General features: G+C 33.3%; 19 protein-coding genes. 15 read left to right on the forward strand and 4 right to left on the reverse strand.

Annotation, left to right across the window (positions count from 1 at the left end):
* The first annotated feature begins 3 nt into the window (after window positions 1-3).
* From modB to M3600_RS24470, 5 genes are all read left to right on the forward strand, one after another.
* A complete protein-coding gene (gene modB / locus M3600_RS24450; protein ID WP_251647919.1) occupies window positions 4-660 on the forward strand; it encodes a molybdate ABC transporter permease subunit in 657 nt (218 codons plus the stop codon).
* A gap of 80 nt (window positions 661-740) precedes the next feature.
* Window positions 741-956 (forward strand): hypothetical protein, encoded by a 216-nt coding sequence (locus M3600_RS24455; RefSeq protein WP_233315468.1) that lies wholly within the window; start codon window positions 741-743, stop codon window positions 954-956.
* A gap of 138 nt (window positions 957-1,094) precedes the next feature.
* Window positions 1,095-1,730, forward strand: a complete 636-nt coding sequence (locus M3600_RS24460) for a LysE family transporter (protein ID WP_233315467.1) — start codon at window positions 1,095-1,097, stop codon at window positions 1,728-1,730.
* Between the two features lie 250 nt (window positions 1,731-1,980).
* A complete protein-coding gene (locus M3600_RS24465; protein ID WP_251647921.1) occupies window positions 1,981-2,580 on the forward strand; it encodes a histidine phosphatase family protein in 600 nt (199 codons plus the stop codon).
* Between the two features lie 674 nt (window positions 2,581-3,254).
* Window positions 3,255-3,953, forward strand: coding sequence for a hypothetical protein (locus M3600_RS24470; protein WP_251647923.1), 699 nt, complete (start codon window positions 3,255-3,257; stop codon window positions 3,951-3,953).
* A gap of 211 nt (window positions 3,954-4,164) precedes the next feature.
* On the opposite strand, the gene M3600_RS24475 is transcribed toward M3600_RS24470, so the two are convergent.
* Window positions 4,165-4,614 (reverse strand): rhodanese-like domain-containing protein, encoded by a 450-nt coding sequence (locus M3600_RS24475; protein WP_251647926.1) that lies wholly within the window; start codon window positions 4,612-4,614, stop codon window positions 4,165-4,167.
* A 112-nt stretch (window positions 4,615-4,726) separates the two neighbouring features.
* Between M3600_RS24475 and M3600_RS24480 the strand changes: the two genes are divergently transcribed.
* The 6 genes from M3600_RS24480 to M3600_RS24505 all read left to right on the forward strand — a co-directional run bounded on the left by M3600_RS24480 (window position 4,727) and on the right by M3600_RS24505 (window position 9,118).
* Window positions 4,727-5,635 carry a LysR family transcriptional regulator gene (locus M3600_RS24480; RefSeq protein WP_251647928.1) on the forward strand — a complete coding sequence of 303 codons (909 nt, stop codon included), beginning with the start codon at window positions 4,727-4,729 and terminating at the stop codon, window positions 5,633-5,635.
* 238 nt (window positions 5,636-5,873) lie between these two features.
* Window positions 5,874-6,053, forward strand: a complete 180-nt coding sequence (locus M3600_RS24485) for a hypothetical protein (protein WP_233315462.1) — start codon at window positions 5,874-5,876, stop codon at window positions 6,051-6,053.
* A gap of 98 nt (window positions 6,054-6,151) precedes the next feature.
* Complete coding sequence (locus M3600_RS24490) at window positions 6,152-6,463, forward strand: DUF6980 family protein (RefSeq protein ID WP_251647930.1); 312 nt, start codon at window positions 6,152-6,154, stop codon at window positions 6,461-6,463.
* Between the two features lie 331 nt (window positions 6,464-6,794).
* Window positions 6,795-7,592 carry a phosphotransferase enzyme family protein gene (locus tag M3600_RS24495; protein WP_251647932.1) on the forward strand — a complete coding sequence of 266 codons (798 nt, stop codon included), beginning with the start codon at window positions 6,795-6,797 and terminating at the stop codon, window positions 7,590-7,592.
* Between the two features lie 84 nt (window positions 7,593-7,676).
* Window positions 7,677-8,114, forward strand: coding sequence for a GNAT family N-acetyltransferase (locus M3600_RS24500; protein ID WP_233315459.1), 438 nt, complete (start codon window positions 7,677-7,679; stop codon window positions 8,112-8,114).
* A gap of 170 nt (window positions 8,115-8,284) precedes the next feature.
* Window positions 8,285-9,118 (forward strand): hypothetical protein, encoded by an 834-nt coding sequence (locus tag M3600_RS24505; RefSeq protein ID WP_251647934.1) that lies wholly within the window; start codon window positions 8,285-8,287, stop codon window positions 9,116-9,118.
* Window positions 9,119-9,778: 660 nt separating this feature from the next.
* On the opposite strand, the gene M3600_RS24510 is transcribed toward M3600_RS24505, so the two are convergent.
* Both M3600_RS24510 and M3600_RS24515 read right to left on the reverse strand, forming a co-directional pair.
* Window positions 9,779-10,087 carry a monooxygenase gene (locus M3600_RS24510; RefSeq protein ID WP_233315457.1) on the reverse strand — a complete coding sequence of 103 codons (309 nt, stop codon included), beginning with the start codon at window positions 10,085-10,087 and terminating at the stop codon, window positions 9,779-9,781.
* Window positions 10,088-10,102: 15 nt separating this feature from the next.
* Window positions 10,103-11,023, reverse strand: a complete 921-nt coding sequence (locus M3600_RS24515) for a DsbA family oxidoreductase (protein WP_251647936.1) — start codon at window positions 11,021-11,023, stop codon at window positions 10,103-10,105.
* A 158-nt stretch (window positions 11,024-11,181) separates the two neighbouring features.
* On the opposite strand from M3600_RS24515, the gene M3600_RS24520 reads away from it, so the two are divergent.
* From M3600_RS24520 to M3600_RS24535, 4 genes are all read left to right on the forward strand, one after another.
* Window positions 11,182-11,745, forward strand: coding sequence for a TetR/AcrR family transcriptional regulator (locus M3600_RS24520; RefSeq protein WP_251647942.1), 564 nt, complete (start codon window positions 11,182-11,184; stop codon window positions 11,743-11,745).
* A 46-nt stretch (window positions 11,746-11,791) separates the two neighbouring features.
* Window positions 11,792-12,673 (forward strand): MurR/RpiR family transcriptional regulator, encoded by an 882-nt coding sequence (locus M3600_RS24525; RefSeq protein WP_233315455.1) that lies wholly within the window; start codon window positions 11,792-11,794, stop codon window positions 12,671-12,673.
* Between the two features lie 477 nt (window positions 12,674-13,150).
* The gene (locus M3600_RS24530; protein WP_233315454.1) at window positions 13,151-13,348 is read left to right on the forward strand and encodes a hypothetical protein; all 198 of its coding nucleotides are present in this window, start codon (window positions 13,151-13,153) and stop codon (window positions 13,346-13,348) included.
* An 817-nt stretch (window positions 13,349-14,165) separates the two neighbouring features.
* A complete protein-coding gene (locus tag M3600_RS24535) occupies window positions 14,166-15,119 on the forward strand; it encodes an NAD-dependent epimerase/dehydratase family protein (protein WP_251647938.1) in 954 nt (317 codons plus the stop codon).
* A 106-nt stretch (window positions 15,120-15,225) separates the two neighbouring features.
* On the opposite strand, the gene M3600_RS24540 is transcribed toward M3600_RS24535, so the two are convergent.
* Window positions 15,226-15,316, reverse strand: a 91-nt coding sequence (locus M3600_RS24540; protein WP_251647637.1) for an IS3 family transposase, incomplete at its 5' end; no start/stop codon positions are given.

The raw sequence follows: 15,316 nt of genomic DNA on the forward strand, positions 1-15,316 counted from the left end.
AAGATGACTGCTGACTTTTTAGCACCTGTTATATTATCAATTGAAATTGCAGCTGTTTCAACATTATTTGTCATTGTATTTGGAATAATATTCGGGAAACTGATGGCAGGCAGAAAATTTAAGGGAAAAGTATTAGTTGATACAATTTTGCTTTTACCTTTAGTACTGCCTCCAACGGTGGTAGGTTTTTTATTAATTATTATTTTTGGCCGGAACAGCCCGGCAGGTCAATTTATCGAATGGGTTTTTAATCAGCCGATAATGTTTACTTGGTGGGCAGCGGTGATTGCTTCTACAGTTGTTGCATTTCCTCTTATGTATCAGTCATCCAGAACAGGCTTTGAAGCGATTGATGCAGATATAGAAAATGCAGCACGTGTGGATGGGGCCGGTGAATTACGTTTAATGATGTTTATTTCCATTCCGCTCGCCTTAAAGTCAATTGTGTCTGGAGCAATCTTGAGCTTTGCAAGAGCATTAGGGGAATTCGGAGCAACCTTAATGTTTGCTGGCAATATCCCAGGAAAAACACAAACAATCCCAACAGCTATCTATGTTGCTATTGATTCAGGCAATATGGACATGGCTTGGCTGTGGGTAACGAGTATAATAGTTATTTCGTTTTTTATGTTGGCAGTTGTATATTTTATAAGGTCTTAAAGGATATATCGCCCTTATTTGTACTTAAGCGTAATTAGCCTCGGCAGCATATAATAAACAAACTGTAAGGAGGAATTATTATGCATCCGAGTATTATTACTGGGTTAAATGGTGGTGCACTTTATCAAAACTTTCCGAATCCATCATATGGAGCTTGGAATCAAAAGCTGCTTGGAGTCACACCATATCACTATATGTTAGGAGGGCAACAATATAATATTGCTCCAAGACCTCCAGGGGCACATCCTTTTTTTCCTTATTTAGGACCAAATTTGCCGGTAACATTTAGAAGATAATTTTAACCAGTTAGTATAAACTAACTGGTTTTTTCTTTAATTTGTCTATTAATCTTTTATTTTTATTGAATGTTATGTATAATAATGCATATAAAACGGACGTAAGAAGCTATTCTTTAAGTTGAAAGAAGTGTTTATGTGAGTTTGTATTTTGCTTATGTAATGGTGGGACTTGCTATTGCAATGCCAGTAGGTGCAATTACAGTTGAAATGACAAAGCAAGGTTTGAAAAATGGTTTTATGCATGGCTGGGCAGTTGGTATTGGCGGAATGACAGTTGATCTGATCTTAATATTTGCCCTGTATTTTGGATTAGCAAAAGTTTTGGCGATTCCTTTTATTCAAATGCCATTATGGATAGTCGGGGCGATTTTCTTATTCTTTCTAGCCTATGATTCCATAAAAAATGCCGATAAAGATATAACAATGGCAGGGGAGAAAGCTAATAAATCACTTTTCAAAACATATCGTAATGGTCTGCTTGTAGCTGTTTCTCCTGGGAATTTAGTGTTTTGGATTTCGGTATTTGGAGCTGTTTTAGCAGATTCATATGAAGGCAGTGATTCAAACAGCTTTATTATTGTAGCGCTAGGAATTATCTCAGGCATTTTATTACACGATATTGGCTTACTGACAATTGTGTCTTTCACCAGAAAAATAATGAACCGCCAAATGATTAAATGGACTTCCATCATTGCAGGCATTTTATTATTTGGATTTGGGTTTTATTTCTTATATGAATTCTACATAGGTATTCAGTCGCTTTTTTCTTAAAAGGTAATGTAAAGGTAAAGACAGCTGCTAACAATTGCAGCTGTCTTTTTCATGCTTATTTGTCATTTTTAGATTTTAACGTAAATAAAGATATAGGGAAAGTGTTATTAAGATGTACTTTGAGAGTTTTAGGCAATGATTTAAGAGAATTATGATAACGCTTTTTTTCGATTTAGAGGATAATTTTAATAAGGTAGTTGAAATGCTATTGACTAAAAAGATGTTCTTTATAAAAAAGAGGGGGATACACGTGAAAAAGACATTATATTTAATGAGACATGGTCAAACATTGTTTAATTTACGAAAAAAAGTACAAGGCTGGTGTGATTCACCGCTAACAGAATTGGGGATTAAGCAAGCAGAGGCTGCTGCAGCTTATTTTAAAGAGCAAAATATTGTCTTCGATCAAGCTTATTGCTCCACCTCAGAAAGAGCAAGTGACACATTAGAGATTATTACAGATTTACCATATACAAGATTAAAAGGGTTAAAGGAATGGAATTTTGGGACATTTGAAGGAGAAAGTGAAGATTTAAATCCGCCTTTGCCTTACAATGATTTCTTTGTACAGTACGGAGGAGAAGACCAGAAGGAAGTTCAGCAAAGAATGGCTGAGACATGTCAAAAAATAATGGAAGAAGATAATGAAGTAGTGTTGGCGGTATCCCATGGGGGAGCATGCCGAAACTTTATGAGAGTTTGGGAACATACAAGCACGATCAATCAGCTACAGAAAATTGGAAATTGCTGCATCATGAAGTTTGAATATGAAAACAAAGAATTTAAACTAGTGGAAATTATCAACCAGAACGTTAGTGATGTAAAAGGTGAATTACCAGTTGTTTCTTAAATTCATGTGAAGACACCCTGTAGTTGGGTGTCTTTTTTGTTTTGAAAAAATTATTGCGTATGGTTGTAGTATCATTAGGAACCATCCACAGCTCTATATGACTTATTTATCAGTGAACTGCAAAAAACAGAAAAAGAGATATAAGAACTCCTGTGATGTCAGGGGTTGTATTTATATTTCAAGGTTACTATAAAGGAATGCCCTCATACTGTCTACATTACACAAGCTGCCTTAAAGGGAACTATGGGAACAGAAATATTAGCTTGAAAGAAAAAATAATATATTATCAGTAATATCAGGTCATGGTAGGTTCATATTTGTGTGAACTTTAGGTAAATACTCACCTTAGTATTAGTTTTAAAAAATACCCATTATATGTTAAAGTCGAATGATAAATTAGAGTAGGAGGAGGTTCAAATGGACATATATCTTATCAGTACATAGTGTCACCGCCCCTCCCTGACGATATGTCAAAAATTAAATTCCTGTTCAAGGAATACAATGAACCATTTAAAAGAAAACCGACCAGCCTTGAATTTGTCATTACTGTAGCTGAGTAATTATTAAAATTTCATTTTAGTTAGCTCTTTATTAATGATGAAGTGACTGATTATCTTTATATTAAAAAGGATTTTAAAGAATTACTAACATGTCAGAGGCAAGGAGTATGTGATATGAGACATATTTTAGGTGGGTATTATATTATTTCCTCATCAGAACGGCCTGAATATTTAGATAAAGAAGTTATTCCAGAGCTAATATACTCAGCGAGTGAATGTCTATGTGATATTCATCCTGATATAAATATCTTATGGGCTAGTTCTAAAAAGAGCAAAAAAGAATATAGTGAAAAACTGCGAATATCTGAAAATACTTACTATCATTTAGAAGCAGAGGTTGAAGAAATGTTTGAATTAGGTGAAATTACTTATCCAAATCTATTTACAACTGTGGCTGTTGCTAGAAAATATAAACAGAAATATTTGAGTAATTTACAGGATACCAAAATTTTTGGTATTGGTTTGCCAGAAGGATTGGTACATGAGTTTATTGCAGAAGAAGAATCTGAAACTAAACCGGAAGAAAACCAATATGTACTAGAAAAGAAGCTTTTAAATAAAAATTTGATGTCAAAAGCAGATTGTAAGATGTTGGGCTATGAAATCCTTGGATTCGAAAGTGGGAAATTTCACACCTATTTGTGCAACGGACTGGAAAAGGATTTTAAAGAGAACTTTAGATTTACTTTAAATGAAAATGGCTTTATCAGCTCTTTAGAAGAAGCAATCAGCTATTGTCATTATTGTAATGATGAGGAAGTAGAAACCGAACCAGTTTTGTGGCTGCCTTGGGCAATATATGAATATAGATAACTACCACTTATAGAAAAATTGCTGAATCTATGAGGTCCTTTTTAAATCAAGGTAGACATGTAATGTTGTTAATAAGCAAATAATGAATCCCCGAAATATTTGAAAAAACTTCTTGATAAAGTATGGTCATAAGTTGTTAAGATGACTGTGCAAAAAGGAACCTTAGAATAATATTTTAAGGTTCCTTCTAACTTTATATGGGGAACAGGAGTTAATGTTTATGGGCCCAATACATAGGCGCTTTTTCACCTAATGTCCCGCTTACTGCGCCGCCTTCTTTCCGCCAGTATTCAAGCCCGCCGATCAATTCTTTAACTTTAAATCCTAATTTGGACAGTTTAGCACATGCTCTTGTTGCACCATTGCAAGCTGGTCCCCAACAATAAACTACGATTAGTTTATCTTTAGGTAGTGTACCAACAGTACGATCAGATATTTTATTTCCTGGAAAAGAAATAGCCTCCGTAATATGACATTCTTCATAAGCCAATTCATCTCTAACATCAATAATAGTCAGGCCTTGGTATCCCTTTTTCAAATCAATTAATAAATCAGCAACATCTGCCTCAAAGGATAGTTTTTTCATAAAATGAGCATAGGCTGCTTCTGGTTCACTTGGCTGAATGTCCAATGTTAATGAATATCTAGGTTCTTTTTTCAAAATAATTCCTCCTTAGTTGATTTCTTCTTCAGTATAAATGGAAAAAGTATTCGCTGATCTGATAGTTATTGATTTATACTATCAATAATACTGATAGTTAGGGTGTGAGAAGATGGAGCTGTTATACTTCAAAACATTTATTCAAGTTGTGAAAAGCGGCAATTATACACGCGCTGCGTATGTATTGGACTATGCACAATCAAGTGTTACAACCCATATTCAAAAGCTGGAGGCACTTTATGGGGGAACGCGCTTATTAGAAAGACATGGGAAATTAATGAAATTAACTCCATCAGGTGAGCTTCTTTATAGCTATGCAGAGAAAATGCTCGCATTATTTGATGAATCACAGCAAAGATTACAAAACCAAGAAGTAAAAACGATAAGAATTGGGTCGATTGAATCGTTAGCAATTTATGAACTGCCCGCAATATTATCCGAATTTAAAAAGCAGTATCCTGATGTAAAAGTGCAAATCATTCCTGATACAGAAGCAGTAATAATTGAAAAAATTTATAATAAAGAACTAGATTTTGGACTAATAATTGATAAACCATTTGTGTCAGAAAGAATCAACAGTCTCTCTATTGAAAAACAAAAAATGAAAGTCGTATTACCTCTTGATCATATTTATACAGGAAAGTCATTATTTACGTTGGAAGACTTTAAGGATGAAACAGTTATTCTAACAGAAGAAGGCTGTACATACAGAGCTTATATATTGAATCAGTTACAAAAAAATCATATTGAATTTACCTTATCTATGGAGCTAAGCAGCATTGAAACAATTAAAAAAGCGGTTCAGAATAAATGGGGAATCGGCTTCTTGCCTGAGTTTAGTATGGAAGACCATGATCAAGTTACCGGGATTCCTTTTCAGGATGAAAATTTCCATTTTTACAGCCAATTACTTTATCGGAAAAGCAGCTCTGACATTCCTGTCTATCAATACTTCATAAATCTCTTTGCAAAAAAGTCTAGGTTTCCTCATCAAAGTTTTTTTGAAACTTCCATGATTTAATAACCGTATTACTAGCACCTAATCATGGAGGATGTTTTTTTATTATAGGTAATGTTACAGTCGGCTGGGGAATAATGTTATGGTAACCGCAAATTATGCTGCATTATCTTACACTTCTAAAATATTCCTGTTATCTTGATGCTTTAAGGATGTTTGGCCTCATTTTATATAGCGCAGTTCAAAAACTTAAATAAGAAATATTAACAATAACTTGTTGAAATGGATTAGGAGGGAGTATATGAAATTATTAAGTGCTGTTATATCGCTTTGTTGCAGTTTTTGGATGATTATTTATTTATACGGATTGAAAGAAGTGAGTTCTGCAAAATATAATTCTATTTTTCAAATACTGCCATTAGTGTTAATTGCGATAGCCATTTACTGTTTCTATGCCTATGGAAGGGAAAAGGAGAAGTGAATCTATATGAAGGTTGGTATAGGTGGTCCGAAGATTTACATTAAGACTATTTTCTTGAGAATAAAGAACATACTTTCTTTAGGAGAAAGGAAACTTACATGAGTAAACACTGCTGTGAAATGATGACAGGGCAAATTAATTATAAAGGTGAATTTCATACAAACGAATCAGATTGTCCAGACATTTTAGTAAGTTATCATGAAAAATTTGATGAATATGGCTTAATTATCCATGATGGAGGAAGTTCGAGTATACAGATATTTTTCTGTCCGTGGTGCGGTACAAAATTACCAGAATCAAAAAGTGACTTATGGTTTGATACATTAGCACAATTAGGGTTTGACGATCCAGTGGAGCAAATTATTCCAAAGGAATTTCATACAAATAAGTGGTATACAAAAGGTAAATGAGAGATTTTATGTTTACGGAGTATAGAGACTTATCGAATAAACGGAATAGTTCTGCAAATTGATTCACATAATTAACATCTTTTGGTAATATGAAGTAGAGATGTAAAGAAAGGGGAATCTATACTGCACATGTGGACTTTGTAATGATTATCTAATTGATAGAGTAGTAACGAAAGTTTATAAGTCTGTCTGTAATCATTTTCGGGATTCATGGTGTGGACAATAGAAACTCCCGTTTTCAAAGCAGATACTTTTCTAATCTGCTTTTATTTATGAGTAAAAAACATCGCTATTGTCACATTCATAAATACCCTAATTGGGGGTTTTTTTAATGACAAATCAATTTGAAAAGGAAGAAATATTAACAGGCGGTAATATTTCCAATGTCTATCGTGCAGGAGATACTGTTCGCCGTGAACTAAAAAAAGAAAGCAGCAAAATTCATAAATTATTAAACCATTTAGAAAATAAAGGGTTTGAATATGCTCCAAAGTTATTAGGCATAGACGACAAAGGTCGAGAGGTTTTAACATTTATTGAAGGAGAAGCGGGAAAATATCCTTTGAAAGAGTATATGTGGTCTAATAGTGTTTTAGCAGAGATAGCAAAAATGCTTCGTCAATATCATGATGCTGTCAGTGATTTTCCGATAACAGATGAATGGGTTCCTATGGTTAATACTCCAGATAAGATGGAGGTTATCTGTCATAATGATTTTGCTATATACAACATCATTTTTCATGACAAAAAGCCAGTTGGGATAATTGATTTTGATGTCGCTGCACCTGGTCCGAGACTTTGGGACATAGCGTATACTCTATACACATGCGTTCCTTTAAGTCGACTTAATCACAACGAAAATGGAGAGGAAATCTATTATAATTCTATAAAAGATGCCGAACGTATTAAAAATAGAGTGAACGTGTTTTTTGAAGCTTACGGGATCGAGGGGCTGAAAGAGAATTATTTAGAGATGGTTTTGCTAAGGTTGGCTGGGTTATGTAAATATATGATAAAAAAAGCAAATGAAGGTGATGTTGCTTTTCAAAATATGCTGAAACAAGGACATCTCGAACATTATCAAAAAGACATTATATTTATTCGTGAACATGGAAACGAGTGGAATTAGGAAGGTTATCGTAGCGTCAGTTTTTGACGCTATTTTTTTAGATAATCTGAATATTATTAAAAGAGACAGACAGGGGGAATTCAAGTGACATTGCAAATTACGAGAGAGGTAAATAAAAAAGATAAACAATACATTGAAGAAGCACTGTACAAGTATAACCTAAGTCATTTTCCTAAAGATTTAGGAGGCAGATTCGAAGAAATATGTCTGTTTCTGAAGGACGATAAAGGAACAGTCCGTGGCGGAATCCTGAGTGAAGTATGCTGGAATTGGTTAGAAATCCATACATTTATGATAGATGAAGACATGAGAAAATCTGGTTATGGTACGAAATTATTAGCAGAGGTTGAGAAAATAGCAGTGGAAAAAGATTGTGATTTCATAAAGGTAGATACTTTAAGCTTTCAAGCATTAGGCTTCTATGAAAAGAATGGTTACCAAGTATACGGTACTTTAGATAATGTGGGGAGAGAACATAAGCATTACTATTTGAAAAAGGAATTAAAGGAAGGGAAACAATGAGTCAATCAGTGAATGTTAAGATGTGGACTGTTTGCATGATTCGGAAAGAAGAAGGTTTAGAGGTTTAGGGTATGGAATTAATTTCTTTATTTGTTACACTCTGCAAGTAACTTATGGGTGATTATATCAATGGTGTAAATTATATTCCATAACTTAAGGGGGCTATCAAAATGAATACTAATTTTGGTAAATACGAAGTACCAGCCACGCTTCAAAGATTAGTTGAATTAGAGAAATTACTTAGTGATCCTGAACAATTTTATCTTGGTCTTCATTTTTACCTTTCTCTAGAAAACGATATTAGATATTTCAATACCCCAAGTGATGTAGTTGTTTTTGGAAATATTGGTGTAGATGGTGTTCATTATGGATTCCTTACTGATTATGGTCTTGTTATGAATCTTGAGAAGGCACCTATAGTTTGTGTCTGTCCCGTTGACTTTGACAGGCCAGTCCGTATTATTGCCCAAAGCCTCAGTGAATTTTTAAGATTAAATGTTTCGAATAGTGAACTGTTTTATAATGAATTTAATAGTGAAGGTGCTTATTTAGCAGCTAGAGAACAATGGGAAGAAGAGGAAGCTCACTCATTTTACCACCAAACAAAAAATGAGAAGTTAACTCAGGAAAGGGTCGAAAATTATATAATGAATAATTTTCAAATACCTTTTATTGAGAATCCGTTTCGATATATTCAAGAGGTTGAATTGGAGCGAAAAAGAAATGTAAGTATTGCTACACAGGATGGATTAGGCATTATTACTCCACTACTTCCATGTGAAAATCATAAACCATTTGAGATTAATAAGGAAAAAGATTTGGATTTGAACTTGTTGCGGGAATATCTTAATTCTGCACCAGTTGCCTCACGACTTGCAGTGTTTAGGGACATACAGTTTAATTATGTTTTGCAAGATTACCCAGAACTAGCTCAAATAGTAATAGAGACAATGGTCAATTTAGGTCTTATTGATGAAGTCAATCGATTATCCGAAAGTATCTAATTGAAGCCGTCTAAAAAGAACCGTTTTTTTATTTATGAGCAAGTCTTCTATTTTTAATAGGAATGTCAGAAATCAAAAACTACAACGAACGGAACAGCGAAAAAGGATACTAAAAAGAAAATTTTTTATTGAAGGATACTAAAGCAGAGTGCTATTTACAATTATTATATTTATCTAGAAATTCTTCGTACATTTATGCTGAAATATACCATTTATAAATGGGGAGTTCTGATGCCTGCAAACAACCTTTCATTTTCTTGTATAGCTTTCAATATAGCCTTACTTATACTTGCCTTTACACCTGTCACATATATAAATGTTTTGTTTCTTTTAAGTCCGATGTTTGCTTTTTGTGGAGTCTTACTTGGAATAGGAGCGATCGTATTAAAAGAATCCTTTCTCAAATCAGTTCTTGCTATTGTATTAAACATGGCTTATGTGCCGTTTTTCTTCGAACTTTTTAAATGGTGAAACTTCTTGCGACTGTATCTGTCAGCAATGAAGAATGACTAAAGTACAGTGGGAAAACACATGAATGGATTGCTTATTATATTTCTTCATACGAATCAACAAAGGAAAGATGTTATGAGCTGATAAATGAATATATGACAGATTAAAAAAGGGCTAGAGAAAAGGGGATGTCCTTTTCTCTAGCGTTGTTTATTGTGAATTTATTCCTTTTGTAATTGCTGTTAATTTCGTATTAATGGAGAAAATTTTAGTGTTAATATTAGTAATACCAAAGCTATCTAACCTTTTAGAATGCATCTCTAAGTAACTTTGAGCTGTTTCTTTTGTTTGAAAGCAATAGATACCACCAGCTTCACGAGATTCCTCGTTCTCTGTCCAAATCTTCCACAGGAAACCTTCTTCTTTATTAATGCTTTCTGCCAGTTCTGAAAAAGCTTCCGCCATTTCATCACCAAAGGGACCATTCATGTTAAAATCTATTTGTAAAATATATGCCATTTTATTCTCCTTAAGTTAATATGCTGATAGATAATAAGCTTCGCCTAGTATTTCCTTTTCTTCGTAACTATCTGAGGAAAGTTCTTTTTTTATAAAAGAGTGGATGTCTGTTTGTTTAATGCTATACATGATTTCCAGTTCTTTTGAGAATAACAGCTGTTCCTTCTTTAGTAGTTCTGAAAGAGAAGGCAGAGTCTTTGGTTGGAGTTTATCCTGATTGAGCACTTGCTTTAGTCCGTTTATATAATATTCTAATGGACGCGCACCAACAACTTTTACACCTTTATTATCTTTATTAACAATGATAATAGATGGAAATCCTCTCACTCCTAAACTAGCCGCTAAATGAATATCTTCGTTGAGAAGATTTTTTCCAATCTCCTGTTGAGCGTCTTTCAATATAGATTTTCCATCAAGATTTAATTTATTTACTATATCTAGGAGCACAACAGGATCTCCAATATTTTGATTAAAAGCAAAAACTGCTTCTCTCGCACGGCGCAAAAACTCGGTTGCTAAAGAATCATCTCTTTGCTGAATAACTTTAAACACTATCGATGGAGGGAAAGAAGACTGTATCGGGTTATTTAGCCAAAGTGAGCCATCTATTGGCATGCGGCTATGTTCACCAACTTCGCGCCAATGATCTGCAACGTCAGCTGGTTTAGAAATACCATTTGCACTGTCACTAAAATCTTCCCATTTTTCTAACAAGCCGCCCATTATCGTATGGAAATTAAAGTAGTGACCATATTGAGAGACAAAACGGCGAAGTACTGGTTCCAGTGCCCAGCAATGAGAACAAATTGGATCTGTTACATAGTATAAATTAAGGGATATATCAGACTTGTTAAAATCGATTACTTCCATTGCTTCCTCTTCAGCTGCCCCACAAATTCCTATTTCCAAATCACAAGCCATTGGGTTTTTACTCATATTTACATTTCACTCCTATCATTCTAACCAAGAAGCTGGCTTAAAGTTGATTTACGATATTATGTTAGTACATAATGAAAAACAACAATACCAATAAAAATGAATTATTATCGTATATACGACATATTCAGCTATTTGTCTAAAAAGGAGAAACAATGATGAAAGAAACAAAAAAGGATTTACGGTATGTTCGTACCCGTAAATCAATTATGGATGCGTTTATCGAAATCTCGGGGAAGAAGGATTTTAAGGATATTACCATAAAGGATATTACGACAGAGGCTATGATAAACAGAGCAACATTTTATTATCATTTTGTTGATAAATATGAATTGCTGGAAAAGGTACTGTCCGAGGTGTTCTTAATAAATTTAAATGATGAATTAATAAAAAGATATATACTGAATGAAGAAGTTATTATAAATATATTTACAGCAATAACTAATTTTCATAGTACTTTACATAATCGCTGTCATCGCGGCTATGAAGATACCATTGCACGGATTATTAAAGAACAGCTTGAAATTATCTTTTATAAAATGCTGCAAAAGCAAGGTCGAGCAGAAACTAGCACAAAAGTTTCCGCTGTTTTGTTAAGCTGGGGAATATATGGAGCTGCAATAGAGTGGAGCAAGAACAGGGAATTACAACCAGAAGAATATATTAAGTTTGCAATTCCTTATTTTGAGAATGGCTTTTATAGTAGTGATACCGATAAATAATAATTAAGATACATTCATTCCACATCCTGTAGAAAAGGTGATAACAGTGTTACTACAAGAGAAAATGAAAAATTTAAAGTTCTCTCCTAATGAAAGAATTGTTCTGGATTTTATTATAGACAAACAGGAACTTATAGAGGAATACTCTACAACAATGATTGCTGAAGAAACATACACTTCTCCTTCCATCTTAGTTAGAATATCAAAAAAATTAGGATTTAACGGTTGGAATGAATGGAAAAGGGCATTTCTTAAAGAGGTTGCATACTTAAAAACGAATTTTCAAGACATCGATGCAAATACCCCTTTTACCCATCGTGATCCTATGATGAATATCGCCAGTAAAATTACTCAGCTTCATATTGAAAGTGCAAAAGATACATTAGCTCTCATTCGCCATGACTCTTTGCAAAAAGCAGTTCAAATATTGAGTAACTGCCGTGAAGTTAAAGTATTTACCATTTCTAATTTAACTTTTTTAGGACAAGAATTTGTATATAAATTAAGACATATTGGTAAAAAGGCTGATACAAATCCTACTGAAAGTATGATGTATCAAGAGGCTGTGATGACATCTTCTGATGACTGTGCTATCTGTATTTCTTATTCTGGTGAAACATCTTCATTATTAGAAACAGCTCAATATTTAAAAATGAACAAAGTTCCGCTTATTGCCATTACAAGTATGGGGGAAAATAGTTTATCAAGAATTGCTGATGTAACATTACATATAACAACAAGAGAAAAATCGTATTCTAAAATAGCAGGCTTCGCTTCACTTGAATCGATTTCTCTTATTTTAGATATCCTATATTCTAGTTTGTTTTCTGTTAAATATCATAGTAACTATGATTTTAAAGTAAAGTTAGCTCAAAAAACGGAAACACGTCAAATAAATAATCAGATTATACAAGAAGACGAAGAATGATACAAACATAAGATATTATTGATAAAAAAGCTTAATTTAATACTAATTGAAGATAAGGAAGATGAAAAATAAAAACGTTCTTTAAAAAAATACAAGCGTAAGCTGTCTTTTTTATTATCTTCATAGAATTTGTCTGTCCACCAACTAGAACTAGCTATAATCCCTTTTCTAAGCACTTCATTTCTTGCCGTTATTTAAAATATCAGCTGGATTTGTTACTGCAGTAACAACAGTAATTTTTTTTAAAATATCACAATTATAAATAAAAAATATCATGAGATAAAATGTATTTTTTTTGTATACATTTTCATAATTTAGTAGTTTTTAAATATGTTGTTGTTATATCATATTATAAGTTAGATAAATATACTTATGAGGAGGATAAACAAATAAAAGCTCATTTAAGTACAAATATTAAACATGGTAAAGTTTTTAGATTTGGGGAAAATATTTTTCTTAAAAAGGTGGGTCACAGTGATGAGTAGCACAGTCACTATTATAGTTACAGTCGCCTCAATTATTGTGGTGTCTAATTATGTAAAAAAGTTAAAATTCACTAAATATCAATCAAGTAGTGTTAAGCTATATCTTGCACGTGCTGGTGTAGGGATTATACCCGTTATTGTATTGTCAACCATGCTTTATTTTCTTTTGAATTTTATTTTAAGCGATTAAGTTTTTATTCGTTTTATACTGTTTAGGGATAATGCTGAGTGCTATGTTTATAAAAAAAAGTGACAGATAATGAGTGGAAACAATCTTAATTGGTTAAAATTCTAGCAGCAAGTTATACTCCATTGCTTCATGAATTAGCATCTCAATCGCAGCTATCCTTCTCCACCTAAAATGGGCAGGTTATTTTAACAAGATGTTCAGGAAGCGTTATTGCTTTGATTTAATATTCCTGCTATCCCTATTCATGAAATTCTTCTCCTTAATATCATGTAATATTCTTAAACTTATGTTCTGATTCAACGAAGAAAGAGGTTTTGTTCTTTACTAAAATAAAGAACAAAATCTCCTATATTTTATTTAACGATATTTTTAACATCTTTTCTTTTGTTGTTTTTCAAGATAAGAACATCAAGTTTCTCTCTAAGTTTAATAGGATCTGGATGCTTAAATCCTTTCTCTATTCCATTCCTATTTATTTCCGCCAGACATACTTATCCCTCCTACAATAATTTTTGAGTTTTTCTTAGGAGGTAATTTCAACATTTGGCTTATTCTGTATATATAAATTATTTTACATTACCCGTTGTTATGTAATGATATAGGAGTATTTATGACCCTTTTGAGAAATGAAGATATAGCTAAACCAACATACTGACGGAATTAGCCGAACGAGCTACTGATTGAAGGGCAATGAAAAATCTTTTACATATTATCGCTGAAAAATCATATAAAAATAGAAAAAGCTTCAAGGATTGATGGAAGCTATATTCTTTTTTAAGAGATTTTGTTAATCTCAGATTTAAGGGAGGAATGATGGATGAAGGTTGTTATTATAGGTGGATGTGGTCATATTGGCTCTTACTTAGTACCTAAGCTAGTTAAAGCTGGAAACGAAGTTATAAATATCAGCAGAGGAAAAAGCAAACCATATAAGGAAGATTATGCATGGAATGAAGTCAAAAATGTTGTTTTAGACAGAAAAAATGATGAGACATTTGCTCAGAAAATTGCAAGCATGGATGCAGATATAGTTATAGACTTAATTAACTTTACGTTAGAAGATACAAAGAATATGGTAGAAGCACTGCAAGCAACAAGATTAACTCATTATTTATTTTGTTCGTCCATATGGGCACATGGCAGGGCGCGAAGCTTACCTGTAACAGAGGACTGTGTTAAAGAGCCACTTGATGAGTATGGATTGGAAAAGCTTAAATGTGAACAATATTTACAAGAGCAATATCGTTTAAAGGGTTTCCCTGCAACTACTATTATGCCGGGGCAAATTTCAGGTCCAGGCTGGAATATTATAAGCCCATTAGGAAATGTAAATCCTGATACTTTCCAAAGAATTGCAAACGGCGAAGAGATATTCTTGCCTAACTTTGGAATGGAAACATTGCATCATGTGCATGCAGACGATGTTGCACAAGTATTTATGAATGCGATTACACACAGAAACCAAGCTATAGGCGAAAGCTTCCATGCAGTTGCTGATGAATCAATGACATTATTTGGTTTTGCGACAGCTATGTATCGTTTCTTTGGACAAGAGCCAAACATAAAATTTCTGCCGTGGGAAAAATGGTGTGAGCATGTTAAAAAGGAAGAAGACATCAGTTCATCCTATTACCATCTTGCACGCAGTGGTCACTTTAGTATGGAAAAGGCAAAAAGACTTATTGATTTTCGTCCCCGTCATACTACTTTAGAAACAGTTGAAGAAAGTGTGAAAAGCTACTTGGAGCGAAATATTATTAAAATAGACTAGAAAGCATCTGTTTCTAATGAATACCTCTAGACTATTAACTTCATATAACTTAAAAAGACTGCCTCTATAGTGAAGTGACCCCATAAAGTTAGACATGGTTATCTCGTTAGGCAGCTTCTGGGGCATGAGTTCGGTATTGAACCGGACTCATGCCTTTTAATTTTGCCTTAATTCGTATGTGATTATAGTAATAAATG

The sequence above is a fragment of the Niallia sp. MER 6 genome, from assembly GCF_023714395.1.
Taxonomy (GTDB): Bacteria; Bacillota; Bacilli; order Bacillales; family Cytobacillaceae; genus Niallia.

Coding starts and splice junctions, on each gene's coding strand:
- modB (WP_251647919.1), top strand. CDS start 4: ATGACTGCTGACTTTTTAGCACCTGTTATATTATCAATTGAAATTGCA.
- M3600_RS24455 (WP_233315468.1), top strand. CDS start 741: ATGCATCCGAGTATTATTACTGGGTTAAATGGTGGTGCACTTTATCAA.
- M3600_RS24470 (WP_251647923.1), top strand. CDS start 3,255: ATGAGACATATTTTAGGTGGGTATTATATTATTTCCTCATCAGAACGG.
- M3600_RS24480 (WP_251647928.1), top strand. CDS start 4,727: ATGGAGCTGTTATACTTCAAAACATTTATTCAAGTTGTGAAAAGCGGC.
- M3600_RS24485 (WP_233315462.1), top strand. CDS start 5,874: ATGAAATTATTAAGTGCTGTTATATCGCTTTGTTGCAGTTTTTGGATG.
- M3600_RS24490 (WP_251647930.1), top strand. CDS start 6,152: ATGAGTAAACACTGCTGTGAAATGATGACAGGGCAAATTAATTATAAA.
- M3600_RS24495 (WP_251647932.1), top strand. CDS start 6,795: ATGACAAATCAATTTGAAAAGGAAGAAATATTAACAGGCGGTAATATT.
- M3600_RS24505 (WP_251647934.1), top strand. CDS start 8,285: ATGAATACTAATTTTGGTAAATACGAAGTACCAGCCACGCTTCAAAGA.
- M3600_RS24510 (WP_233315457.1), bottom strand. CDS start 10,087: ATGGCATATATTTTACAAATAGATTTTAACATGAATGGTCCCTTTGGT.
- M3600_RS24515 (WP_251647936.1), bottom strand. CDS start 11,023: ATGAGTAAAAACCCAATGGCTTGTGATTTGGAAATAGGAATTTGTGGG.
- M3600_RS24520 (WP_251647942.1), top strand. CDS start 11,182: ATGAAAGAAACAAAAAAGGATTTACGGTATGTTCGTACCCGTAAATCA.
- M3600_RS24530 (WP_233315454.1), top strand. CDS start 13,151: ATGAGTAGCACAGTCACTATTATAGTTACAGTCGCCTCAATTATTGTG.
- M3600_RS24535 (WP_251647938.1), top strand. CDS start 14,166: ATGAAGGTTGTTATTATAGGTGGATGTGGTCATATTGGCTCTTACTTA.